Here is a 21,095-nt window from a genome sequence, read left to right as displayed (position 1 = left end):
GGAACGACGAAGGGCCCCCGACCGTGCGGTCGAGGGCCCTTCGAGGAGTGCTACTTGCCGAAGTTCTTGTAGCGGCTGTTGAACTTCTCGACGCGGCCGGCCGAGTCCATGATGCGCTGCTTGCCCGTGTAGAACGGGTGCGAGGCGGAGGAGATCTCGACGTCGATGACGGGGTAGGTCACGCCGTCGAGCTCGATCGTCTTGCTGCTCTTCGCGGTCGAGCGGGTGAGGAAGGTCTCACCGGACGCGAGGTCGCGGAAGACGATCGCGGAGTACTCGGGGTGGATGTCGGTCTTCATGGTCGTGTCCTGTCGTCGATGGTCCTGAACCGCACCTGTCGTCGACGGGAACGGGTGGATGAGGGCGGGCGCACCGCGAACGGGCCCGAACCAGCTACCGAGAATACCAGACCGGCAGCGCGCTCAGAAGTCGCGGCGCGTCCGGACCCCGGAGCCGGGGTCAGCCGCGGGCGCGGGCCGAGAAGCGCCCGTTCTCGCGGGTGAGAGCGATGTCGAGCCCGAAGGTCTCGGCGAGCGTCGCCTCGGTCAGGGACTCGGCCAGCGGGCCCGCCGCCACCACCGCTCCGTCGCGGAGGAGCAGGGCGTGGGTGAAGCCGTCGGGGATCTCCTCGACGTGGTGGGTCACCATCACGATCGCGGGCGACGCCGGGTCCTTCGCGAAGCCGCCCAGCAGCTGGACGAGCTCCTCGCGGGCGCCGAGGTCGAGGCTCGCGGCCGGCTCGTCCAGCAGGAGCAGCTCTGGGTCGGTCATGATCGCGCGGGCGATCTGGACGCGCTTCTGCTCGCCGTCCGAGAGCGTCCCGAAGGTGCGCTCGGCGAGGTGCTCGAGCTTCCACTCGGACAGCACGCGGCGGGCGCGGCGCTCGTCGATCGCGTCATAGCCCTCGTTCCAGCGCCCGGTGACGGCGTAGGCGGCGGTCATCACGACGTCGAGCACGGTCTCGCCGGCCGGGAGGCGGCGGGCCATCGCGGTCGAGGCGTAGCCGATACGCGGGCGCAGCTCGAACACGTCGACCCGGCCGAGGGTCTCCTCGAGCAGGTGCGCGGCACCGGTCGAGGGGTAGGTCTGCGCCGCGGCGATCTGCAGGATCGAGGTCTTGCCCGCCCCGTTGGGGCCGAGGATCACCCAGCGCTCGTCCTCGGCCACGTCCCACGACACGCGGTCGAGGATCCGCTTGCCGTTCCGGACGAAGGACACATCGACGAACGAGACAACGCTGGGCATGGGAGCCATTCTAAAGGAGGCGGCCGGGAGGCTCAGACGAGCGAGTCGTAGATCGCCCGGGTGTCCCGCGCGATCTGCGTCCAGCTGAAGTGGCTCTGCGCGCGCTCGCGGCCCGCGGCGCCCATCCGCTTCGCCGTCTCCGGGTCGGCGACGACCTCGGCGAGGGCGGCGGCCAGGTCGGCGACGTAGCGCTCCGGGTCCACGGGGGTGCCGGTGCCGTCGGTGACCTGCTCGATCGGGACGAGTCGCCCGGTCACGCCGTCGTCGACGACCTCCGGGATGCCGCCGGTCGCCGTCCCGACGACCGCCGCACCGCAGGCCATCGCCTCGAGGTTGACGATGCCGAGGGGCTCGTAGATCGAGGGGCAGACGAACGTGGTCGCGTTCGTCAGGACCGCGGAGAGCTGGTGGCGCGGCAGATGCCGGTCGATCCAGACGACGCCGGTGCGCTCCTCCTGGAGGCTGCGGACGAGGGAGGTGACCTCGGCCATGATCTCGGGGGTGTCGGGGGCGCCCGCGCAGAGCACGAGCTGCACCTCGGGAGGCAGGGTCGCGGCGGCGCGGAGCAGGTAGGGCAGGCCCTTCTGCCGGGTGATGCGGCCGACGAAGACCACGGAGGGGCGCGAGGGGTCGATGCCCAGCTCGGCGAGGACGGCCTCGTCCTCGACCGGGTGCCAGGCGTCGAGGTCGATGCCGTTGTAGACCACGTGGACCTTCGCCGGGTCCAGGGCCGGGTAGGAGCGGAGGATGTCCTCGCGCATGCCGCCGGACACCGCGATCACGGCGTCGGCGTTCTCGTACGCCTCCCGCTCGATCCAGCTCGAGACGCGGTAGCCGCCGCCGAGCTGCTCGGCCTTCCACGGACGCAGCGGCTCGAGGCTGTGCGCCGAGACCACGTGCGGGATGCCGTGCAGGAGCTGGGCGAAACGCCCCGCGGCGTTGGCGTACCAGGTGTGGGAGTGGACCAGGTCGGCCCCCGCCGCGTCCTGCGCGATCTGCAGGTCGACCCCGAGGGTCTGCAGCGCGCCGTTCGCCTCGGCGAGCTCCGCGGGGACGGAGTACGCGAACGTGCCCTCCTCCTCGCGCGGCGCGCCGAAGCAGCGCACCACGACCTCCAGGTCGCTGCGCAGCGCCTTGGTGAGCTCGGCCACGTGGACACCGGCTCCCCCGTACACCTCGGGCGGGTATTCCTTGGTCAGCAGATCGACTCGCACCCCCGAACCGTAGTACAGGGCGCTCCCCCGGCGACAGCCGGGGTCCACGGGGAAGCCCGAGCCCCTACTGTGGTGCCATGCAGTCAAAGAAGATCTTCGGCATCGTCCTCGCCGGCGGCGAGGGAAAGCGCCTCATGCCCCTCACGGCGGACCGGGCCAAGCCCGCGGTGCCGTTCGGCGGGCAGTACCGGCTGATCGACTTCGCGCTGTCCAACCTGATCAACTCCGGTCTCACCCAGATCGTCGTGCTGACGCAGTACAAGTCGCACTCGCTCGACCGCCACGTCTCGCAGACCTGGCGCCTCTCCGGGCTCCTGAACTCCTACGTCGCCTCGGTCCCCGCGCAGCAGCGCCTGGGCAAGCGCTGGTTCAGCGGCTCGGCCGACGCGATCCTGCAGAGCCTCAACCTGATCCGCGACGAGAAGCCCGACATCGTCGTCGTGGTCGGCGCCGACCACGTCTACCGCATGGACTTCTCGCAGATGATCGACGCGCACATCACGTCCGGTGCGAAGGCGACCGTCGCGGCCATCCGCCAGCCGATCGAGCTCGCGGACCAGTTCGGCGTCATCCAGCTCGCCGGTGACGAGGCGGGCGACGGCATCGTCCCGACGATGATCTCCGAGTTCCTCGAGAAGCCCAAGGACGCCGTCGGCCTGGCCGACTCCCCGCACGAGGTCCTCGCCTCCATGGGCAACTACGTCTTCGACGCGGACGCCCTGATCGACGCGGTCATCCGCGACGGCGAGTCCTCCACGTCTGACCACGACATGGGCGGCGACATCATCCCCGACTTCGTCGCGCGCGGCGAGGCGGGCGTCTACGACCTCAAGCTCAACGACGTCCCCGGCTCGACCGACCGCGACCGCTACTACTGGCGGGACGTCGGCACCATCGACTCCTTCTTCGAGGCCCACCAGGACCTCATCTCGGCGCTGCCGGTCTTCAACCTCTACAACCAGCAGTGGCCGATCTTCTCGTCGCAGCTGAACTCCCCTCCGGCCAAGATCGTCCGCGACGGCAAGGGCAACATGGGATCGACGGTCGACTCGGTCGTCTCGCTCGGCACCGTGATCTCGGGCGCGCACATCGAGCGCAGCGTCGTCGGGCCCTGGACGGTCATCGAGTCGAACGCGACGGTCACCGACTCGGTGGTCTTCGACAAGGTCCGCATCGGCCCGGACGCGCTGGTCGTCCGCGCTATCCTCGACAAGGACGTCGTCGTCGAGCCCGGTGCTCGAGTCGGCGTGGACCACGACCGCGATCGCGAGCGCGGGTTCACCGTCACCGAGTCGGGCATCACCGTCGTCGGCAAGGGCGTCGTCGTCCACCCGTAGCACCCCCGCGGGTCGAGCTCTGCGCCCCGGCGCGCCCACCCGACCGATCGGACCGGCCCATGAGTGAGCGTCCTGCGACGCCTGCCCGCTTCCTCGTCGTCCTCGACGCGGACTCCACCCTCCTCCAGGACGAGGTGATCGAGCTCCTCGCGGTGCACGCCGGCTCCGAGGAGCGCGTCGCCGCCGTCACGGAGCGGGCGATGCGCGGCGAGCTCGACTTCGGCGAGAGCCTCCGCGAGCGGGTCGCCACTCTCGCCGGGGTCCCGGAGTCGGTGCTCCCCGGTGTGAGCTCGGGCGTCCGCGTCACGCCCGGCGCCGCCGAGCTCGTGGCCGGCGTCCACGCCGCCGGCGGCCGCATCGGAGTGGTGTCCGGAGGGTTCCACGAGGTCCTCGACCCGGTCGCTGGTGCGCTCGGCCTCGACTTCGTCCGGGCCAACCGCCTCTGCTGCGGGGGCGGCCTGCTGACCGGAGCGGTCGAAGGGGCGGTCATCGACGCCGCGGCCAAGGCGGAGGCGCTCCGCGAGTGGGCGGCGGTCTCGGGCGTCCCGCCGCAGCGCACGATCGCCGTCGGCGACGGTGCGAACGACCTGGAGATGATGGCGGTCGCCTCCCTCGCGGTCGCCTTCAACGCCAAGCCCCTGGTGCGCGAGCGCGCCGACCTCGTCGTCGGCGGCCTCGACCTGTCGCAGCTGCTGCCCGTCCTCGGCCTCCGCGGCTGAGGCCCGCCTCCCCCGGCCTCAGGGAGGTCAGCGGCCCGCGATCGCGACGAGTCCGGCGCAGCCGAGCGCCAGAGCCCAGCTGACGAGCGAGCCCACCAGGAAGTACTCCGCCTTCTCGCCGCTGCCGCCGTCGCGGGAGATCTCGGGGAAGCGCACGATCCCCTTGGCCGCGAGCACGGCACCGGCGAGGCCGATGGCTCCGGCGAGCGTGAGGCCGGCGATCAGCAGCCGCTCCAGCGGTCCGATCGTGCGCCCGCCCTGGAGGTCCGGCAGGCGGGCGTCGGCCGGCTCCCGACGCGCGAAGCGCTCGCTCCAGCGTGGACGCGGCGCGGGCTCGGCCTGCGGGAGCTCGCGGAACAGCGCCGCCCGCACGATCACGTTGCCGCTCTCCAGCAGGAAGAGCCCGGCTCCGACCGCCAGAGCGAGCTGCTCGATCGGAGGGAGCGTGCTCGCGACGGTGATCGGCGCGAGCGGCCCCGTCGGGACGCCGGCGGCGCGGTCGACAGCGGTCAGCACCAGGACCGCCGCGACGAGGGCGACGGCCGGACGCAGACCCCCGGGCGGCCGCGCGTTCTCGACGGTCGTGGTCGTCAGCAGCCAGGCTCCGGCCAGGACGACGACGATCGCCGCACCGAGCGGCGGGGCTCCGACGAGGAGCGCTGCGGTCACGGCTGCGGCGGCGAGCACAGGGATCGCGAGGAGGGCCGCACGGCGGCGGAGGTGCGTGCGCGCGAGGTCGCCGAGGCCGATCACGGCGAGCAGCAGCGCCGTCAGCACGTCTCCTCCAGCAGGCGCGCGCCGGCGAGGAGGGCGCCCGCTCCCGCGCGCCGCAGCGCCTGCGAGACGGCGGGCTGCGAGATCGACTCCTGCTCGCCCAGCTCCTTCTGCGACGCTCCGCGCAGGCTCCCCAGCACGAGTCGGCGATCGCGCGCGCTGAGCGCTCCGACCAGCGCGTCGCGGGAGAGGAGGTAGGCGTTGACGGCCGCCTCGCCGGAGTCCCCGTCGGCGTCCCCGGCGACGAACCATCCGCGGGCCGTGGGCACGGCACCGTCCTCGAGCGCGTGGGCGCGATCGATGGCCTCGCGCGCGCGCCACCAGCCGGACCCGTCCTCGAGGTCCCCGGCGATCCCCGACCCGACCACCCGCACCTCGCCCAGGCCGATGCCCGCGCGGCAGTCGACGCCGGCCGGGAGCGAGAGGCGCGCCTGCAGCGTCGCTCGGAGCGCGGCGTGGACGGAGGGGTAGATCGCCTGGAACTCGTCGCCGACCGTCGGGTGCAGGGGCTGGATCGCCGGGACCGCGGCCTCCACCTCGGCGAAGCCCCGCTCGATCTCGCGCTGAGCACCCGCGCGGTCGACGAGGGAGCGGGAGGTCACCAGGTCCAGGAGCACGGCGACGACATTGGAGGAGGTCATCGCATAAGCCTAGAGCTTATATCCCTCGGATATAAGCCCAGGGCTTATCGGTCAGTGGCCCATCCCGAGGCCGCCGTCGACCGGGATCACGGCACCCGAGATGTACGCCGCCTCGTCGCCGGCCAGCCAGCGCGTGACCTTCGCGACCTCGGCAGCGGTGCCGTAGCGGGCGAGCGGGATGCTCTTCCGGTACTCCGCCTGCTGCTCCGGCGAGAGCTCCGCGGTCATGTCGGTCTCGATGAAGCCGGGAGCGACGACATTGGCGGTGATGTTGCGGGCGCCGAGCTCGCGGGTCAGCGAGCGGGCGAAGCCCACGAGGGCGGCCTTCGACGAGGAGTAGTTGATCTGGCCCGGCGACCCGTAGAGGCCGACCACGCTGGAGATGAGGACGACGCGGCCGAAGCGCTGCTTGAGCATCCCCTTCGATGCGCGCTTGACGACGCGGAACGCCCCGGTGAGGTTCGTGTCGACGACGGACGTGAAGTCCTCCTCCGTCATGCGCAGCAGCAGGGTGTCGCGGGTGATGCCCGCGTTCGCCACCAGGATCTCGACCGGGCCCAGCTCGGCCTCGACCTGGGTGAACGCGGCGTCGATGGAGGCGGAGTCGGTCACGTCCGCGACGACGGTGAGGGAGCCCTCCGGGCCGGAGCCCGAGCGCGCGGTCACGGCGACCCGGTGACCGGCGGCCACGAACTCCTGGGCGATGGCGAAGCCGATCCCCCGGTTGCCCCCGGTGACGAGGACGGTGCGCGGCGTGGTCATGGTGTCCCTCCTGCCGGCGCTCGTGCGGCGCCGGGCGACCCGTACATCCTAGAGGCGCGTCGCGCAACAGATTCCGGGATGAGGCCCTCCCCGCCTGCACCCGCCCGCCGCGACGTAGGCTTGCAGGGCTGTGAAACCACGCGAGACACTCACCTCCCTACCGCCGTCGCCGAGCGCCGAGCGGCGCTCCCGCGCGATCAAGTACTCGATCGCCATGGGCATCAGGATGCTCTGCGTCATCTGCCTGCTCTTCGCCCACGGCTGGTGGCTGCTGTTCTTCGCCATCGGCGCCGTGGTCCTGCCCTACTTCGCCGTCGTGCTGGCCAACGTCGGCAGTGCGGGCGAGCGCGGCAACGTCGAGCGGCCGGGTGCGATCGTCCTCTCCCGGCCGGTCCCACCGCCCCCCGCCCCCGACTCCGAGGCGCCGACCGGCCCCGAGGGCGGCGACCCGCGAGGAGACCGGCCGTGATCCCGCTCGGCCGGGTCCCCGACGCGCACGCCTGCTCCCGAGCGGGCTGCCCGCGGACGGCGACGTTCGCGATCGCGTGGCGGAACCCGAGGATCCACGCGGAGGACCGTCGGAAGACCTGGCTGGCCTGCGGCGAGCACCGGGAGTTCCTGCGCGAGTTCCTCATCGCCCGCGACTTCCCGCTCGAGGTGAAGCCGCTCTACACGGTCGATCGCGGAGCGGAACGATGAGCGGCGACGCGCCCCGTCCCTCCTGGCGCTTCGTCTTCTCGCGACGCTGGTTCGGCTACCTCGCTCTCGCGATCGTCTTCGCCGTCGCCTGCGTGCTGCTCTCGCGCTGGCAGGTCGCGCGGCTCGACCAGGCCGCCTCGACCAACCGGCTGGTCACCGCGAACTGGACCGCCGACCCGGTGGCGCTCGACGGGCTGCTCCCCGCCGACTCCACGTGGGACGACGCGCTCGAGTACCGCCCGGTCGAGGTCACCGGCGTCTACGAGACGCAGGGGCAGACCCTCGTGCGCAACCGGCCCTACAACGGCAACCCCGGCTTCGAGATCCTGACGCCGCTGCGGCTCGACGACGGCAGCGTGTTCGTCGTCGACCGCGGCTGGGTCCCCGTCGGCTCGACCCAGGACTCCCCCGACGCGATCCCCGCGCCGCCCGAGGGGGAGGTGACCGTCGTCGCCCGCCTGAAGCCCGCGGAGGGACGGATCGACGGACGCTCCGCACCGGCCGGCCAGATCGCCACGATCCAGCTCGATGACCTGTCGACGCAGCTGGACGAGCCCCTGCGGACCTCGGCGTACGGCCTGCTGGTCGCCGAGGCGCCGGCGCCGGTCGACGCTCCCCCGCTGGCCGCGATCAAGCCGGTCGCCGACGAGGGCCTGCACATCAGCTACGCCGTCCAGTGGGTGCTGTTCGCCGTCATGGGCTTCGGCGGGCTCGGCTGGGCGATCCGCCACGAGTACCGCATCCGCAACGCCGACGACCCCGAGGTCGTCGCGGCCGAGGAGCGGCGCGAGGAGCGCCGCCGACGCCGCGGCCGCAGCGACTCCGAGGTCGAGGACGAGCTGCTCGACGCCCGCTAGGCGAGCGTGATCAGGTCGAGGTAGTCGGCCGCCCAGTGGTCCTCGGTGCCCTCCGGCATGATCAGGACGCGCTCGGGGTTCAGCGCCTCGACGGCTCCCTCGTCGTGGCTGACCAGGACGACCGCGCCCTCGTAGTGCGCGAGCGCGTCGAGGATCTCCTCGCGGCTCGCGGGGTCGAGGTTGTTGGTGGGCTCGTCGAGCAGGAGCACGTTCGCGCCCGAGACCACGATCATCGCCAGGGCGAGACGGGTCTTCTCCCCGCCGGAGAGGACCCCGGCCGGCTTGTGCGAGTCGTCGCCGGTGAACAGGAACGAGCCCAGGACCCGGCGGGCCTCGGTCTCGGTGAGGTTCGGGCTGGAGGAGACCATGTTCTCGAGCACCGAGCGCTTGACGTCGATCGTCTCGTGCTCCTGCGCGTAGTAGCCGATCCGGAGGCCGTGACCGGCCTCGATCACTCCGGTGTCGGGCTGGTCGACGCCGCCCAGGATGCGCAGGAGCGTCGTCTTGCCCGCTCCGTTGAGCCCCAGGATGACGACCTTGGAGCCGCGGTCGATCGCGAGGTCGACGGCGGTGAAGATCTCGAGCGAGCCGTAGCTCTTCGACAGGTTCTGAGCCTGCAGAGGGGTGCGACCGCAGGCGGACGGGGTTGGGAACCGGAGCTTCGCGACGCGGTCGACCGCACGGACCTCCTCGAGCCCGCTGAGCATGCGCTCGGCACGCGCGACCATCTGGTGCGCCGCTGCGGCCTTCGAGGCCTTCGCGCCGAACTTGGCGGCCTGCAGCTGGAGGGCGCCGGCCTTCTTCTCGACGTTGACCCGCTCCTTCTTGCGGCGCTCCTCGTCGGCGGCGCGCTGGCGCTGGTAGTTCTTCCAGTTCATGTTGTAGACGTCGATGACCTGGCGGTTGGCGTCGAGGTAGAAGACGCGGTTCACGGTCTCGCCGACCAGATCGATGTCGTGGCTGATCACGATGAAGCCGCCGCGGTAGTTCTTGAGGAACTCGCGGAGCCAGACGACGGAGTCGGCGTCGAGGTGGTTCGTCGGCTCGTCGAGGATCAGCGTGCTCGCGTCGGAGAAGAGGATGCGCGCGAGCTCGATGCGGCGCCGCTGGCCACCGGAGAGCGTCTTGAGCGGCTGGTCGAGGATCCGGTCGGGGAGGTTGAGGTTGCTCGCGATCGACGCGGCCTCCGCCTCAGCCGCGTATCCGCCGAGGGAGAGGAAGCGGTCCGTGAGGTTGCCGTACTTCTTCATGCCGGCCTCGCTCACGGAGGTGTCGCTGCTCGACATCGCGACCGTCGCCTCCTGCATGCCGAGCACCAGCTGCCCCAGCCCGCGGGCGTCGAGGATGCGGGTGCGCGCGAGCTCCTCCGGGTCGCCGGAGCGCGGGTCCTGAGGGAGGTAGCCGATCTCGCCGCCGCGGTCGACCGTGCCCTTCGAGGCGATGAGGTCGCCCGCGAGGACCTTGGTCAGCGTCGTCTTCCCCGCCCCGTTGCGGCCGACGAGGCCGACCTTGTCGCCGTCGCCCACCCGGAAGGAGACGTTCTCCATCAGGAGTCGGGCGCCGACTCGGAGTTCGAGGTCGTGCACGCTGAGCACAGTGCTGTCCGTTCCCGCCAAGAAATGGCGTTCGGTTCGGGAGGAGTGGGGCAAGGGGCCGCGATGCGGCAGCCCCCTAGTATATTTCCTGAGCCGCGGGGCGGATCCACGTCCGCTTACCGCGGACGCGCTCGCTCCTCGCTCTCGGGCGACCAGGACTCTCGGAGATCACCCATGTCCCCTTCCTCTTCCGCCCTCCCGCGCCCGGTCCTCGCCGACCGGCTCGTCACCCGCTCCGTCGCGACCGACGCCCTGCTGGTGCTCGCGGGTGCAGGTCTCACCGCAGCGATGGCGCAGCTGTTCATCCCGATGTGGCCGGTCCCCTTCACGGGCCAGACCTTCGCGGTCCTCCTGGTCGGCACGACGCTCGGCGCACTCCGCGGCGCGCTCTCCATGCTCGTGTACGCGCTCGTCGGCGCTCTCGGTGCCCCGGTCTTCACCGAGGGCTCGCACGGCTGGGCGGTCCTCGCGGGTCCCACCGGCGGCTACATCGTCGGCTTCGTCCTCGCGTCGATCGTCACCGGGTGGCTCGCCCAGCGGCAGTGGGACCGTCGCGTCCTCGGCACGCTGGTGACCTTCCTCGCCGGCACCGCCACCATCTACCTCGTCGGCCTGCCCTGGCTGGCCGCCGCCCTCGCCTCGCTGGGGCTGCCAGCCGACCTCGGCTCCGTCCTCTCCGCGGGACTCGTGCCCTTCCTGGTCGGCGACGCGCTCAAGGCGCTGGTCGCTGCCGCGCTGCTCCCCACCACCTGGGCGATGCTCTCGCGACGCTCGCGCTGAGCGGTCGCACGGACGCCGAAGGGCCGGGAGGACGATTCCTCCCGGCCCTTCGGGCGTCCGGCAGAGGTCGAGCCGCCCGGTCCTCCTGCTCGACCTCGGTGGGCACCTCCACCGACTCGACCGGCGGGGACGACGACGGCCCCGGACTCCGGAGCCGTCCCGCCCGGCCGTTCCGACTCCACGACGGACTGCGACAGGCCGAAGACGACAGGAACGCCGAAGGGCCGGGAGGACGACTCCTCCCGGCCCTTCGGCGTCGGTGTGCAGCGGCTAGATCGAGAAGCCGAGTGCGCGCATCATGTCGCGCCCGTCCTCGGTGATCCGGTCGGGACCCCACGGCGGCATCCAGACCCAGTTGATCCGGAACGCCTCGACGATGCCGTCGAGCGACTCGGCGGTCTGCTCCTCGAGCACGTCGGTCAGCGGGCAGCCCGCCGAGGTGAGGGTCATGTGGATGACGAGGGCGTCGTTCTCGTCGTCCCAGCCCAGGTCGTAGATGAGTCCCAGGTCGACCACGTTGACCCCGAGCTCGGGGTCCATGACGTCCTTGAGGGCCTCCTCGACCTGGTCGAAGAGCTTCGGCTCGAGAGTGGTGACCGCCATGATCAGACCGTCGCCGAGGTCAGGAAGCGGTCGTAGCCCTCGTCCTCGAGCCGGGTGGCGAGCTCCTTGCCGCCCTGCTCGGCGACGCGGCCGGCGACGAAGACGTGGACGAAGTCGGGCTGGATGTAGCGGAGGATCCGCGTGTAGTGCGTGATCAGCAGCACGCCGAGACCTGTGCTCTGGTGGGCGCGGTTGACGCCCTCCGACACGATCTTGAGCGCGTCGACGTCGAGGCCGGAGTCGGTCTCGTCGAGGACGGCGAACTGCGGGGCGAGCAGCTCGAGCTGGAGGATCTCGTTGCGCTTCTTCTCGCCGCCCGAGAAGCCCTCGTTGACGTTGCGCGCCGCGAAGGACGAGTCCATGCGGAGGTTCGCCATCGCCGACTTGACGTCCTTCGTCCACGTGCGGATCGCGGGCGCCTCTCCGGCGATCGCGGTCTTGGCGGTGCGGAGGAAGTTGGTGTTGGTCACACCGGGGATCTCGACCGGGTACTGCATGGCGAGGAAGAGGCCCGCGCGGGCGCGCTCGTCGACGGACATGTCGAGGACCTCGACGCCGTCGAGGGTGATCGAGCCGCCGTCGACGTGGTACTTGGGGTGTCCCGCGATCGTGTAAGCGAGGGTGGACTTGCCGGACCCGTTGGGGCCCATGATCGCGTGGATCTCACCCTGGTTGATGGTGAGATCGACACCGCGGAGGATCTGCTTGGTCCCCTGCTCGGTCTCGACACTGACGTGGAGATCGCTGATCTGGAGAACGGACATTCAGACTTCCTTCGTGACGGTCGGGTCGATGTAGACGTCGCCGTCGATGATCTCGACGACGAAGACGGGGACCGGCTCGTAGGCCGGGAGGTTCAGCGGGGTGCCGGTGCGGAGGGAGAACTGGGAGCCGTGCGCCCAGCACTCGAGGCTGTCGCCCTCGACGAAGCCCTCGGAGAGCGAGATCTCGCCGTGGGTGCAGGTGTCGCCGATGGCGTGGATCTCGCCGGCGGAGTCCTGCACGACCGCGATCGCGACTCCGTCGACCTCGACCCGCATGGCCTGGTTGGGGATCAGCTCGGAGACCGAGCAGATCATCGCGGCGTTGCTCATGCGGGGACCGCCGCTCCGCGGGAGGAGCCGGTCTGGCCGGCGCTGCCGGCGAGCTCCGCCTCGATCGCGAGCTGCAGGCGGTCCTCGAGCTCGGCGACCTTGATCTGCTGCACGATCTCGCTGAGGAACCCGCGCACGACCAGGCGTCGCGCCTCGTCCTCACGGATCCCGCGGGACTGCAGGTAGAAGAGCTGCTCGTCGTCGAAGCGGCCGGTCGCCGAGGCGTGCCCCGCTCCGGCGATGTCACCGGTCTCGATCTCGAGGTTCGGGATGGAGTCGGCGCGCGTACCGTCCGAGAGGACGAGGTTGCGGTTCTGCTCGTAGCTGTCGGTGCCGGTGGCGCTGTTGCGGATCAGGACGTCGCCGATCCAGACGGTGCGCGCGCCCTCGCCCTGCAGCGCGCCCTTGTAGGTCACGCGGCTGCGGGTGTCGGGGGCGTCGTGGTCGACGTACACCTGCTGCTCGAGGTGCTGGCCGCCGTCGGCGAAGTACAGGCCGAAGAGCTCGCCGTCCGCTCCGCGCTCGACGAGGTGCGCCGAGGGGTTCACCCGGACGATGGAGCCGCCGAGGGTGACCACGATGTGCTTCACCTTCGCGTCGCGTCCGACCCGCACGAAGTGGTTGGCCAGGTGCCGGGCGTCGTCCGCCCACTCCTGCACGGTGACGACGGTGAGCTGCGCGCCCTCGCCGACGAGGATCTCCACGTTCTCCGCGAGGGAGGCCTCCCCCTCGTTCTGCAGCACGACGACGGCGCGGGCGTAGGGCGCCGCCTCGATGATCGTGTGCGCGGAGCGGGGTGCGGAGCCGAGGCTCGAGCGGACGAGGGTGGCGACCTTCTCGTCCTCGCCCGTCACGTGGACGGCGAGGGCCTTCTCGAAGCTCGACCAGGCGTTCGCGGCGGCGCGGTCCTCGGGGAGGCCGGCGGTGCCGATCCGCTGGTCGTCGCGGCCGACCCACGAGACGTCGACACCGTCCACCGCCGCGTGCTCGAGGGGGGCGGGCGAGCCGTCGAGCGCGCCGTCGATCAGATCGCCGAGGCGGGCGACGGGCGTCAGCTTCCAGGCGATCTCGCGGCCGGTGACGGCCTCGAAGGCCTCGACGTCGGCCGACGCGAAGCGCTCGGAGCGCGTCTGCACGGGCGTGAACGCCCCGTCGGAGTGGGCGCTGATGCCCAGGCGCTCAGCGGCGGCCGCGCCGTCGATCTCGGGGGTCGCGGCGCTCGTGGGGACCGTCATCTGGCGGTGGTTCCTTTCGATGGGTGCGGGGCGCCCCGTCCGGGCGCCCCTTCGAGGGGGGAGGCGGGCGTCAACCGACGCTGCCCTCCATCCCCATCTCGATGAGCTTGTTCAGCTCGAGGGCGTACTCCATGGGCAGCTCGCGTGCGATCGGCTCGATGAAGCCGCGGACGATCATGGCCATCGCCTCGTCCTCCGGCAGGCCGCGCGACATCAGGTAGAAGAGCTGCTCCTCGCTGACCTTCGACACCGTCGCCTCGTGGCCGAGCTGCACGTCGTCGACACGGATGTCGATCGCCGGGTAGGTGTCGGAGCGCGAGATGGTGTCGACCAGGAGGGCGTCGCAGCGCACGGTGTTCGCCGAGTGGTGCGCGTTCGCGTCCACCCGGACCTCGCCTCGGTATCCGGCGCGACCGCCGCCGCGGGCGATCGACTTCGAGACGATCGACGACTGCGTGTACGGCGCCATGTGGACCATCTTCGCGCCGGCGTCCTGGTGCTGGCCGGGGCCCGCGAACGCGACGGAGAGGGTCTCGCCCTTGGCGTGCTCGCCGACCAGGAAGATCGACGGGTACTTCATCGTGACCTTGGAGCCGATGTTGCCGTCGATCCACTCCATCGTCGCGCCCTCGTGCGCGATCGCGCGCTTGGTGACGAGGTTGTAGACGTTGTTCGACCAGTTCTGGATCGTCGTGTAGCGCACGCGGGCGTTCTTCTTCACGATGATCTCGACCACGGCCGAGTGCAGCGAGTCCGACTTGTAGATCGGAGCCGTGCAGCCCTCGATGTAGTGGACGTAGCTGTCCTCGTCCGCGATGATCAGGGTCCGCTCGAACTGGCCCATGTTCTCGGTGTTGATCCGGAAGTAGGCCTGCAGCGGGATGTCCACGTGGACGCCCTTGGGGACGTACACGAAGGAGCCGCCGGACCAGACCGCGGTGTTCAGCGCCGCGAACTTGTTGTCGCCCGCGGGGATGACGGTGCCGAAGTACTCCTCGAAGATCTCGGGGTGCTCGCGCAACGCCGTGTCGGTGTCCATGAAGATGACGCCCTGCTCCTCCAGGTCCTCGCGGATCTGGTGGTAGACGACCTCGGACTCGTACTGGGCCGCGACGCCGCCGACGAGGCGCTGGCGCTCCGCCTCCGGGATGCCGAGCTTCTCGTACGTGTTCTTGATGTCGTCCGGGAGGTCGTCCCAGGTCTGCGCCTGCTTCTCGGTGGAGCGGACGAAGTACTTGATGTTGTCGAAGTCGATGTCCGACAGGTCGGCGCCCCACGTCGGCATGGGCTTGCGCTCGAAGAGCTTCAGGGCCTTCATGCGGCGGTCGCGCATCCAGGCGGGCTCGTTCTTGAGCGCGGAGATGTCGGAGACGACCTCGGGCGAGATGCCGCGTCGCGCGGAGGCTCCGGCGGAGTCCGAGTCGGACCAGCCGAACTCGTAGACGCCCAGGCTCTCGAGCTCGGGGCGGTCGATCAGGATGTCTGACATGTGTACCTCGTTTCCTACCCACTGCTAACCGGTCGGGTCCCGGAGTCATTCCCCCGGGGGTGGCCCGCGGGTGCTCTCCGGCCGGTCGCGCGATCGATCTGATGCGCGGAGCGGATGATGTGCGTCCCTGGATTCCGGAGGTGTGCGTCGGCGCTCCATCGGGCCGTGTGCGGATCACGTGCGCAGGGTGCGTCGAACCGTGACCAGCTTCACATTCTACCGGCGTCCGCCGTTCAGCGGAACCTCCGCACCTGGGTGTCGGCCGGGCACCGGTGACGTGCCTCCAGACGCGCATGGCCATACCAGTGTCGGTGGTCCGTGATTCGGTTCCGCCATGACGAACGACGCATCGACCCCGATCCCCGCACGACTCGTGACCGCACTGGTGGGCGCCGGCCTGCCGACCGGACCCGCACGGGCGTTCGGCCCTCTCGCCCGCGCGATCGCGGCCGACCTCCCGCTGCGGGCGCTCCCCCGCGTGCTCCTGCGCCTCCGGCGGCACCTGCTCTCCGCCGAGCCGGAGCCCGCGGTCAGGCGGCGGGCTGGAGCTCCTGGGCGGCGTCCCGGCGCTGGGCGCGCACGGTGAACAGCCTCGGGTTGACGTCGAGCAGCACGCGGACCGCGCCGACCCAGATGAGCGCCGAGCCGAGCAGGTGCACCGCGACGAGCGTCTCGGGCAGCGCGGTGAGCGACTGCGCGACCCCGACCAGCGCCTGCAGCACGACGACCACGAGGAAGGCGACCACGCGCCGCCGGGCGAGCTCCGAGCCCGCCGCCCGCGACAGGCGCAGGAGCAGCGCGGCGCCCACGACGAGCACCGCCGTGCCGAGCACGCCGTGGACGACGGTCACGCTCTCCCAGTGGAACTGCATGCGGGGCACCTCCGCGGAGTCGCCGGCGTGCGGGCCGGTCCCCGTCACGAGGGTCCCCACGAGGATCACGAGGAGCGTCAGGCCGACGAGCCCGATGCTGAGCGCCCGCGTCGGGCGGTCAGGCTCGAAGGCCACGGACTGCGAGCGGTGGGCGCGGTGCCACGTCAGTGCGGTGGTGGTGAGGAGGGCGATGGCGAGAACGAAGTGCCCGGCCACGATGTATGGGTTGAGGCCCGAGTGGACGGTCGCGCCGCCCGCGAGGGCGTTCGCGACGACGAGCCAGAACTGCGACCAAGCGAGCCGGGTCATGGTGCGGTCGCGCGGCTTCTGCAGGCGCGCGGCCGTGATCGCCCAGCCCACCGCGACCACGAGGACGCCGGTGAACGCGCGGTTCGTGAACTCGATGAAGCCGTGGATCCCGAGCTCGGGGGTCGAGGTGAGCGAGCCCGGCTCGCACGCCGGCCAGGTGGGGCAGCCGAGGCCAGAGCCGGTCAGCCGGACGACGCCCCCGAAGAAGATGATCAGGATGCTCGCGACGAGCGCCGCGGTGGTCCCCCAGCGCAGTGCGCGCGGACCCAGGGTCACCCGCTCGGCGAGCAAGGAGAACGGCGTCACCATCAGAAGGGGAGCAGCGGGTCGATGCCGACGGCGAGGAAGAGCAGGGTGAGGTATCCGATGGACCCGTGGAACACCCGCATCGGCGAGACGTGCTCGTGACGGATCGCGAGGCTGTAGAGGCGGTGCGTCTCGGCGATGAACCAGACTCCGCTGCCGAGCGCGACCACCGTGTAGAGCACCCCCATTCCGGCGACGGGGATCAGCAGGAGCGAGCAGGCGACGGTGGCCCAGGCGTAGAGGATGACCTGGAGCCCGACGATCGTGCGTCCGCGCACGACGGCCAGCATCGGCACGCCGGCGGCCTGGTAGTCGTCCCGGTACTTCATCGACAGCGGCCAGTAGTGCGGCGGCGTCCAGAGGAAGATGACGGAGAAGAGGATGACGGGGGCCCAGTCGAGCGAGCCGGTGACCGCCGCCCAGCCGATCAGCACCGGCATGCAGCCCGCGATGCCGCCCCACACGATGTTCTGCGGCGTCCGGCGCTTGAGGAAGAGCGTGTAGAACACGACGTAGATCAGGATCGCGGCGAGCGAGAGGCCCGCGGAGAGCCAGTTGGCCGTGAGGCCGAGCCAGACGATCGACAGGACGCCGATCGTGGTCGCGAAGACGAGCGCGGACCGGTCCGAGATCTCCCCGGTCACGAGCGGCCGGTTCTTCGTCCGGTTCATGATCCGGTCGATGTCGCGGTCGAAGTAGCAGTTGAACGCGCCCGCGGACCCGGCGCTCAGCGCGCCGCCGATCAGGACGTTGAGGACCAGCAGCAGATTGGGGATCCCGCCCTGCGCCAGGATCATCGTCGGAGCGGTCACCACGAGGAGCAGCTCGATCACGCGCGGCTTCGTCAGAGCGACGAAGGCCTTCACCTTGCGCGAGAGGGTCGTCGGCGACGCCCCGTCCCGCTCGACGGCGGTGGTCTCCACGACTGCGTCCATTGCTCCTCTAACGATTCGATGATCGCGAACGAGTGTAATGCGCCCGTCCGGGAGCCGGGCCCGGCGTGCACGCTTGTCCAATCGGACGCAGACATATGCGACCACGCAACCCCCGGTCGGCGGCGCACCCCCCTCCGTATACTCGGGACTGCTCGCCAGAGCGCCCGGCACGCACCCGAGCCCGCCCGACGATCGTCGGCACGGGGCCGAGAGGGCCGTCGCCGGAGCATCGTGTCGAAGTCGTCATGCGGCGTGCTCCACCATGCGAGAGGGCGGACGGTCCCCGTCTGCCCCACGTCTCGAGAAGGGTCAGTACCAAGTGTCAGAACTGCAATGGGAATCCATTGACGAGAAGGCAGTCGACACGGCGAGGGTTCTCGCCGCGGATGCGGTCGAGAAGGTCGGCAACGGCCATCCCGGAACCGCCATGAGCCTCGCGCCCGCCGCCTACCTCCTGTTCCAGAAGGTCATGCGCCGCGATCCGTCCGACGCGACCTGGATCGGCCGCGACCGGTTCATCCTGTCGGTCGGCCACTCCTCGCTGACCCAGTACGTCCAGTTCTACCTGGGCGGCTACGGACTCGAGCTCGACGACCTCAAGGCGCTGCGCACCTGGGGCTCGAAGACCCCGGGCCACCCGGAGTACGGCCACACCGACGGCGTCGAGATCACCACCGGGCCGCTCGGCCAGGGCCTCGCCTCCGCCGTGGGCTTCGCCTACGCCTCGCGCTTCGAGCGCGAGCTGTTCGACCCGGAGGCCGCCGCGGGCACCTCCCCGTTCGACCACTTCGTCTACGTGATCGCCGGCGACGGCGACCTGCAGGAGGGCGTCACCAGCGAGGCCTCCTCGCTGGCCGGCCACCAGAAGCTCGGCAACCTGGTCGTCATCTACGACTCCAACCAGATCTCGATCGAGGACGACACCAACATCGCCTTCACCGAGGACGTCAAGGCGCGCTACGAGGCCTACGACTGGCAGGTCCAGGTCGTCGACTGGAAGAAGACCGGCGAGTACCACGAGGACGTCGCCGAGCTGCACGCCGCGATCGAGGCCGCGAAGGGCGAGACCGACAAGCCGTCGCTCATCATCCTGCGCACCATCATCGGCTGGCCGTCGCCGAAGAAGCAGAACACCGGCAAGATCCACGGCTCCGCCCTGGGCGCCGACGAGCTCCGCGGACTCAAGGAGGTGCTCGGCTTCGACCCCGAGAAGACCTTCGACGTCGCCGACGAGGTCATCGAGCACACCCGCAAGGCCGTCGAGCGCGGCCAGGCCCAGCACGCCGAGTGGGACGAGCAGCTCGCCGCCTGGGCGTCCGCGAACCCCGAGAAGAAGGAGCTGCTCGACCGGGTCCTCTCGGGCGAGCTGCCCGAGGGCGTCCAGGAGGCGCTCCCCGTCTTCGAGCCCGGCAAGGAGGTCTCGACCCGCGCCGCGTCCGGCAAGGTCATCAACGCCCTCGCCGGCGTGATCCCCGAGCTGTGGGGCGGCTCCGCCGACCTCGCCGAGTCGAACAACACGACGATCGAGGGAGCCGGCTCCTTCGTCCCGACGGAGTTCTCGACCCACGAGTGGACCGGGAAGAAGGGCGGCCGCGTGCTGCACTTCGGCATCCGCGAGCACGCCATGGGCGCGATCCTCAACGGGATCGTCCTGCACGGCAACACCCGCCCCTTCGGCGGCACCTTCCTGATCTTCTCCGACTACATGCGCCCGGCGGTCCGTCTCGCCGCGCTCATGAAGGCGCCGGCCATCTACGTCTGGACCCACGACTCCGTGGCGCTCGGCGAGGACGGCCCGACGCACCAGCCGGTCGAGCAGCTGTCGACCCTCCGCGCGATCCCGGGCCTGGACGTCGTCCGCCCCGGCGACGCGAACGAGGTCGCCTACGCCTGGAAGACCATCCTCGAGCGCCGCGAGGGCCCCGCCGGCCTCGCGCTCACCCGTCAGAACATCCCGGTGTTCGAGCGCGGCGAGGGCGACGCGGAGGGCGAGACCTTCGCCTCCGCCGCGAACGTCGCTCGCGGTGCCTACATCCTGGCCGAGGCGCCGGGCGGCACCCCGGACGTGATCTTCATCGCGACCGGCTCCGAGGTCCAGATCGCCGTCGAGGCGCGCGAGGCCCTGAGGAGCGAGGGCGTCAACGCCCGCGTCGTCTCGGCTCCGTCCCTCGAGTGGTTCGAGGAGCAGGACGCCGAGTACCGCGAGAAGGTCCTGCCCTCCTCGGTGAAGGCGCGCGTCTCGATCGAGGCCGGCCTGAGCCTGGGCTGGCAGAAGTACGTCGGCGACGCCGGCCGCTCCGTCTCGATCGAGCACTTCGGCGCCTCGGCCGACTACAAGACCCTGTTCCGCGAGTTCGGGATCACCACCGAGGCGGCACTGTCCGCCGCCAAGGAGTCGCTCGCAGCCTCCTGACCCGAAGGCCGCGTCCACCACGGACGCGGCCTTCGCCGTCGGAGCAGCGGCTCCCCCTCACACCACGCACCACCTACGCAGAAGAAGAAGAGACATGACCGAGAACACCCCCACCGCAGAGCTCTCCGCCGCCGGCGTCAGCATCTGGCTCGACGACCTCTCCCGCTCGCGCATCTCCACCGGAGGGCTGCAGAAGCTCATCGAGGAGAAGAACGTCGTCGGAGTCACCACGAACCCCACGATCTTCGCCGCGGCCCTGACCAACGGCGAGTCCTACGACGCCCAGGTGCGCGAGCTCGCCTCCGCCGGCACCTCGGTGACCGACGCCGTCTTCGAGATCACCACCGACGACGTCGCCGCGGCGTCCGACATCTTCCGCCCGATCTACGACGCGACCAACGGCTACGACGGCCGCGTGTCGATCGAGGTCGAGCCCGGCCTGGCGCACGACGCCCAGGGCACCATCGAGCAGGCCAAGGCCCTCTGGGCCAAGGTCGACCGCCCCAACGCGATGATCAAGATCCCCGCGACCGTCGAGGGCCTCGAGGCCATCACGGAGGTCATCGGCTCCGGCATCTCGGTGAACGTCACCCTGATCTTCTCGCTCGCCCGCTACCGCGCTGTCATCAACGCGTACCTGGCCGGCCTCGAGAAGGCCAAGGACGCCGGCATCGACCTGTCGACCATCCACTCCGTCGCCTCGTTCTTCGTCTCGCGCGTCGACACCGAGATCGACAAGCGCCTCGAGGCCGTCGGCACCGACGAGGCCCGCGCCCTCAAGAGCAAGTCCGGCGTCGCCAACGCGCAGCTGGCCTACGAGGTCTTCGTCGAGGCGTTCGCCACCGAGCGCGCCCTGCTGCTCCAGGAGTCCGGCGCCAACCGCCAGCGCCCCCTCTGGGCCTCGACCGGCGTCAAGTCGACCGACCTCCCCGACACCCTCTACGTGACTGAGCTCGTCGCGGCCGGCGTGGTCAACACGATGCCCGAGAAGACCCTCGAGGCGACCTTCGACCACGGCGTCATCACCGGCGACACCGTCACGGGCTCGTACGCCGACGCGAACGCCGTCCTCGACGCCGTCGCGGCGCAGGGCGTCTCGTACGCCGACGTCACCGAGCTGCTCGAGAAGGAGGGCGTGGAGAAGTTCATCGTCTCCTGGAACGAGCTGCTCGACACCGTCACCGCGGCGCTCGAGGGCGCGAAGGCGCAGGCCTGA

General features: G+C 70.8%; 22 protein-coding genes. 8 read left to right on the top strand and 14 right to left on the bottom strand.

What is annotated here, in order from left to right:
* Positions 1-50 precede the first annotated feature (50 nt).
* From C5C36_RS01985 to glgA, 3 genes are all read right to left on the bottom strand, one after another.
* The gene (locus C5C36_RS01985; RefSeq protein ID WP_068253003.1) at positions 51-299 is read right to left on the bottom strand and encodes a type B 50S ribosomal protein L31; all 249 of its coding nucleotides are present in this window, start codon (positions 297-299) and stop codon (positions 51-53) included.
* Positions 300-459: 160 nt separating this feature from the next.
* Positions 460-1,245 (bottom strand): ABC transporter ATP-binding protein, encoded by a 786-nt coding sequence (locus C5C36_RS01980; protein WP_104309134.1) that lies wholly within the window; start codon positions 1,243-1,245, stop codon positions 460-462.
* A 32-nt stretch (positions 1,246-1,277) separates the two neighbouring features.
* Positions 1,278-2,459: a glycogen synthase gene (glgA, locus tag C5C36_RS01975; protein ID WP_104309133.1), complete on the bottom strand. Its 1,182-nt coding sequence runs from the start codon at positions 2,457-2,459 to the stop codon at positions 1,278-1,280.
* 77 nt (positions 2,460-2,536) lie between these two features.
* Between glgA and C5C36_RS01970 the strand changes: the two genes are divergently transcribed.
* The gene (locus tag C5C36_RS01970; protein WP_104221960.1) at positions 2,537-3,796 is read left to right on the top strand and encodes a glucose-1-phosphate adenylyltransferase; all 1,260 of its coding nucleotides are present in this window, start codon (positions 2,537-2,539) and stop codon (positions 3,794-3,796) included.
* Between the two features lie 59 nt (positions 3,797-3,855).
* Positions 3,856-4,515, top strand: a complete 660-nt coding sequence (serB, locus tag C5C36_RS01965; RefSeq protein ID WP_104309132.1) for a phosphoserine phosphatase SerB — start codon at positions 3,856-3,858, stop codon at positions 4,513-4,515.
* A gap of 27 nt (positions 4,516-4,542) precedes the next feature.
* Here the strand turns inward: serB and C5C36_RS01960 are convergent, their stop codons facing one another.
* From C5C36_RS01960 to C5C36_RS01950, 3 genes are read right to left on the bottom strand one after another with little or no spacing between them, the layout of a single operon-like run.
* Positions 4,543-5,292: a hypothetical protein gene (locus tag C5C36_RS01960; protein WP_104309131.1), complete on the bottom strand. Its 750-nt coding sequence runs from the start codon at positions 5,290-5,292 to the stop codon at positions 4,543-4,545.
* Positions 5,286-5,930, bottom strand: a complete 645-nt coding sequence (locus C5C36_RS01955; protein ID WP_104309130.1) for a SatD family protein — start codon at positions 5,928-5,930, stop codon at positions 5,286-5,288. Before C5C36_RS01955 ends, C5C36_RS01960 begins: the two co-directional genes overlap by 7 nt.
* A gap of 51 nt (positions 5,931-5,981) precedes the next feature.
* A complete protein-coding gene (locus C5C36_RS01950) occupies positions 5,982-6,692 on the bottom strand; it encodes a beta-ketoacyl-ACP reductase (RefSeq protein WP_104221952.1) in 711 nt (236 codons plus the stop codon).
* A gap of 130 nt (positions 6,693-6,822) precedes the next feature.
* Between C5C36_RS01950 and C5C36_RS01945 the strand changes: the two genes are divergently transcribed.
* Genes C5C36_RS01945 through C5C36_RS01935 form a run of 3 tightly spaced genes read left to right on the top strand, consistent with a single transcriptional unit; the run spans position 6,823 to position 8,248 of the window.
* Positions 6,823-7,161, top strand: a complete 339-nt coding sequence (locus C5C36_RS01945; RefSeq protein WP_104221949.1) for a DUF3099 domain-containing protein — start codon at positions 6,823-6,825, stop codon at positions 7,159-7,161.
* Complete coding sequence (locus C5C36_RS01940; RefSeq protein WP_104309129.1) at positions 7,158-7,391, top strand: hypothetical protein; 234 nt, start codon at positions 7,158-7,160, stop codon at positions 7,389-7,391. Before C5C36_RS01945 ends, C5C36_RS01940 begins: the two co-directional genes overlap by 4 nt.
* Positions 7,388-8,248, top strand: coding sequence for an SURF1 family protein (locus tag C5C36_RS01935; RefSeq protein WP_104250363.1), 861 nt, complete (start codon positions 7,388-7,390; stop codon positions 8,246-8,248). Before C5C36_RS01940 ends, C5C36_RS01935 begins: the two co-directional genes overlap by 4 nt.
* On the opposite strand, the gene C5C36_RS01930 is transcribed toward C5C36_RS01935, so the two are convergent.
* A complete protein-coding gene (locus tag C5C36_RS01930; protein WP_104260744.1) occupies positions 8,245-9,843 on the bottom strand; it encodes an ABC-F family ATP-binding cassette domain-containing protein in 1,599 nt (532 codons plus the stop codon). The two genes, C5C36_RS01935 and C5C36_RS01930, sit on opposite strands and share 4 nt — an antisense overlap.
* A 174-nt stretch (positions 9,844-10,017) precedes the next feature.
* Between C5C36_RS01930 and C5C36_RS01925 the strand changes: the two genes are divergently transcribed.
* Positions 10,018-10,623 (top strand): biotin transporter BioY, encoded by a 606-nt coding sequence (locus C5C36_RS01925; RefSeq protein WP_104232632.1) that lies wholly within the window; start codon positions 10,018-10,020, stop codon positions 10,621-10,623.
* 270 nt (positions 10,624-10,893) lie between these two features.
* Here C5C36_RS01925 and C5C36_RS01920 read toward each other — a convergent pair whose 3' ends face one another.
* The 7 genes from C5C36_RS01920 to C5C36_RS01890 form a co-directional block, all read right to left on the bottom strand.
* Positions 10,894-11,226: a metal-sulfur cluster assembly factor gene (locus C5C36_RS01920; RefSeq protein ID WP_104221939.1), complete on the bottom strand. Its 333-nt coding sequence runs from the start codon at positions 11,224-11,226 to the stop codon at positions 10,894-10,896.
* A 2-nt stretch (positions 11,227-11,228) separates the two neighbouring features.
* Positions 11,229-11,990 (bottom strand): Fe-S cluster assembly ATPase SufC, encoded by a 762-nt coding sequence (gene sufC, locus C5C36_RS01915; protein ID WP_104221937.1) that lies wholly within the window; start codon positions 11,988-11,990, stop codon positions 11,229-11,231.
* Positions 11,991-12,320, bottom strand: a complete 330-nt coding sequence (locus C5C36_RS01910) for a non-heme iron oxygenase ferredoxin subunit (protein ID WP_077222834.1) — start codon at positions 12,318-12,320, stop codon at positions 11,991-11,993. It abuts the gene before it with no gap.
* A complete protein-coding gene (sufD, locus tag C5C36_RS01905) occupies positions 12,317-13,555 on the bottom strand; it encodes a Fe-S cluster assembly protein SufD (protein WP_104309128.1) in 1,239 nt (412 codons plus the stop codon). Before sufD ends, C5C36_RS01910 begins: the two co-directional genes overlap by 4 nt.
* Positions 13,556-13,625: 70 nt before the next feature.
* A complete protein-coding gene (gene sufB, locus C5C36_RS01900; RefSeq protein ID WP_104221933.1) occupies positions 13,626-15,044 on the bottom strand; it encodes a Fe-S cluster assembly protein SufB in 1,419 nt (472 codons plus the stop codon).
* 530 nt (positions 15,045-15,574) lie between these two features.
* Entirely contained in the window at positions 15,575-16,534 is a 960-nt protein-coding gene (locus tag C5C36_RS01895) for a heme A synthase (protein WP_104246804.1), read from the bottom strand.
* Positions 16,534-17,466 (bottom strand): heme o synthase, encoded by a 933-nt coding sequence (locus tag C5C36_RS01890; protein ID WP_104232635.1) that lies wholly within the window; start codon positions 17,464-17,466, stop codon positions 16,534-16,536. Before C5C36_RS01890 ends, C5C36_RS01895 begins: the two co-directional genes overlap by 1 nt.
* Before the next feature lie 319 nt (positions 17,467-17,785).
* Between C5C36_RS01890 and tkt the strand changes: the two genes are divergently transcribed.
* Together tkt and tal are read left to right on the top strand one after the other, a co-directional pair.
* Positions 17,786-19,879 (top strand): transketolase, encoded by a 2,094-nt coding sequence (tkt, locus tag C5C36_RS01885; RefSeq protein WP_104225291.1) that lies wholly within the window; start codon positions 17,786-17,788, stop codon positions 19,877-19,879.
* Positions 19,880-19,973: 94 nt separating this feature from the next.
* Positions 19,974-21,095, top strand: coding sequence for a transaldolase (gene tal, locus C5C36_RS01880; protein WP_104221924.1), 1,122 nt, complete (start codon positions 19,974-19,976; stop codon positions 21,093-21,095).

Origin of the sequence: Rathayibacter sp. AY1G1 (genome assembly GCF_002932095.1) — a bacterium.
In the GTDB taxonomy this organism is placed as follows: domain Bacteria; phylum Actinomycetota; class Actinomycetes; order Actinomycetales; family Microbacteriaceae; genus Rathayibacter.
Note: the sequence above shows the minus strand (reverse complement) of the source record. Positions and strands in the feature narration are given on the sequence as shown.

Excerpts from the sequence above, each read along its gene's own strand:
- C5C36_RS01890 (WP_104232635.1), bottom strand. The coding sequence starts at position 17,466 with ATGGACGCAGTCGTGGAGACCACCGCCGTCGAGCGGGACGGGGCGTCG.
- sufD (WP_104309128.1), bottom strand. The coding sequence starts at position 13,555 with ATGACGGTCCCCACGAGCGCCGCGACCCCCGAGATCGACGGCGCGGCC.
- C5C36_RS01955 (WP_104309130.1), bottom strand. The coding sequence starts at position 5,930 with ATGACCTCCTCCAATGTCGTCGCCGTGCTCCTGGACCTGGTGACCTCC.
- C5C36_RS01920 (WP_104221939.1), bottom strand. The coding sequence starts at position 11,226 with ATGGCGGTCACCACTCTCGAGCCGAAGCTCTTCGACCAGGTCGAGGAG.
- C5C36_RS01895 (WP_104246804.1), bottom strand. The coding sequence starts at position 16,534 with ATGGTGACGCCGTTCTCCTTGCTCGCCGAGCGGGTGACCCTGGGTCCG.
- sufC (WP_104221937.1), bottom strand. The coding sequence starts at position 11,990 with ATGTCCGTTCTCCAGATCAGCGATCTCCACGTCAGTGTCGAGACCGAG.
- tal (WP_104221924.1), top strand. The coding sequence starts at position 19,974 with ATGACCGAGAACACCCCCACCGCAGAGCTCTCCGCCGCCGGCGTCAGC.
- sufB (WP_104221933.1), bottom strand. The coding sequence starts at position 15,044 with ATGTCAGACATCCTGATCGACCGCCCCGAGCTCGAGAGCCTGGGCGTC.
- serB (WP_104309132.1), top strand. The coding sequence starts at position 3,856 with ATGAGTGAGCGTCCTGCGACGCCTGCCCGCTTCCTCGTCGTCCTCGAC.
- C5C36_RS01910 (WP_077222834.1), bottom strand. The coding sequence starts at position 12,320 with ATGAGCAACGCCGCGATGATCTGCTCGGTCTCCGAGCTGATCCCCAAC.
- C5C36_RS01980 (WP_104309134.1), bottom strand. The coding sequence starts at position 1,245 with ATGCCCAGCGTTGTCTCGTTCGTCGATGTGTCCTTCGTCCGGAACGGC.
- C5C36_RS01970 (WP_104221960.1), top strand. The coding sequence starts at position 2,537 with ATGCAGTCAAAGAAGATCTTCGGCATCGTCCTCGCCGGCGGCGAGGGA.
- C5C36_RS01925 (WP_104232632.1), top strand. The coding sequence starts at position 10,018 with ATGTCCCCTTCCTCTTCCGCCCTCCCGCGCCCGGTCCTCGCCGACCGG.
- C5C36_RS01950 (WP_104221952.1), bottom strand. The coding sequence starts at position 6,692 with ATGACCACGCCGCGCACCGTCCTCGTCACCGGGGGCAACCGGGGGATC.
- C5C36_RS01935 (WP_104250363.1), top strand. The coding sequence starts at position 7,388 with ATGAGCGGCGACGCGCCCCGTCCCTCCTGGCGCTTCGTCTTCTCGCGA.
- C5C36_RS01985 (WP_068253003.1), bottom strand. The coding sequence starts at position 299 with ATGAAGACCGACATCCACCCCGAGTACTCCGCGATCGTCTTCCGCGAC.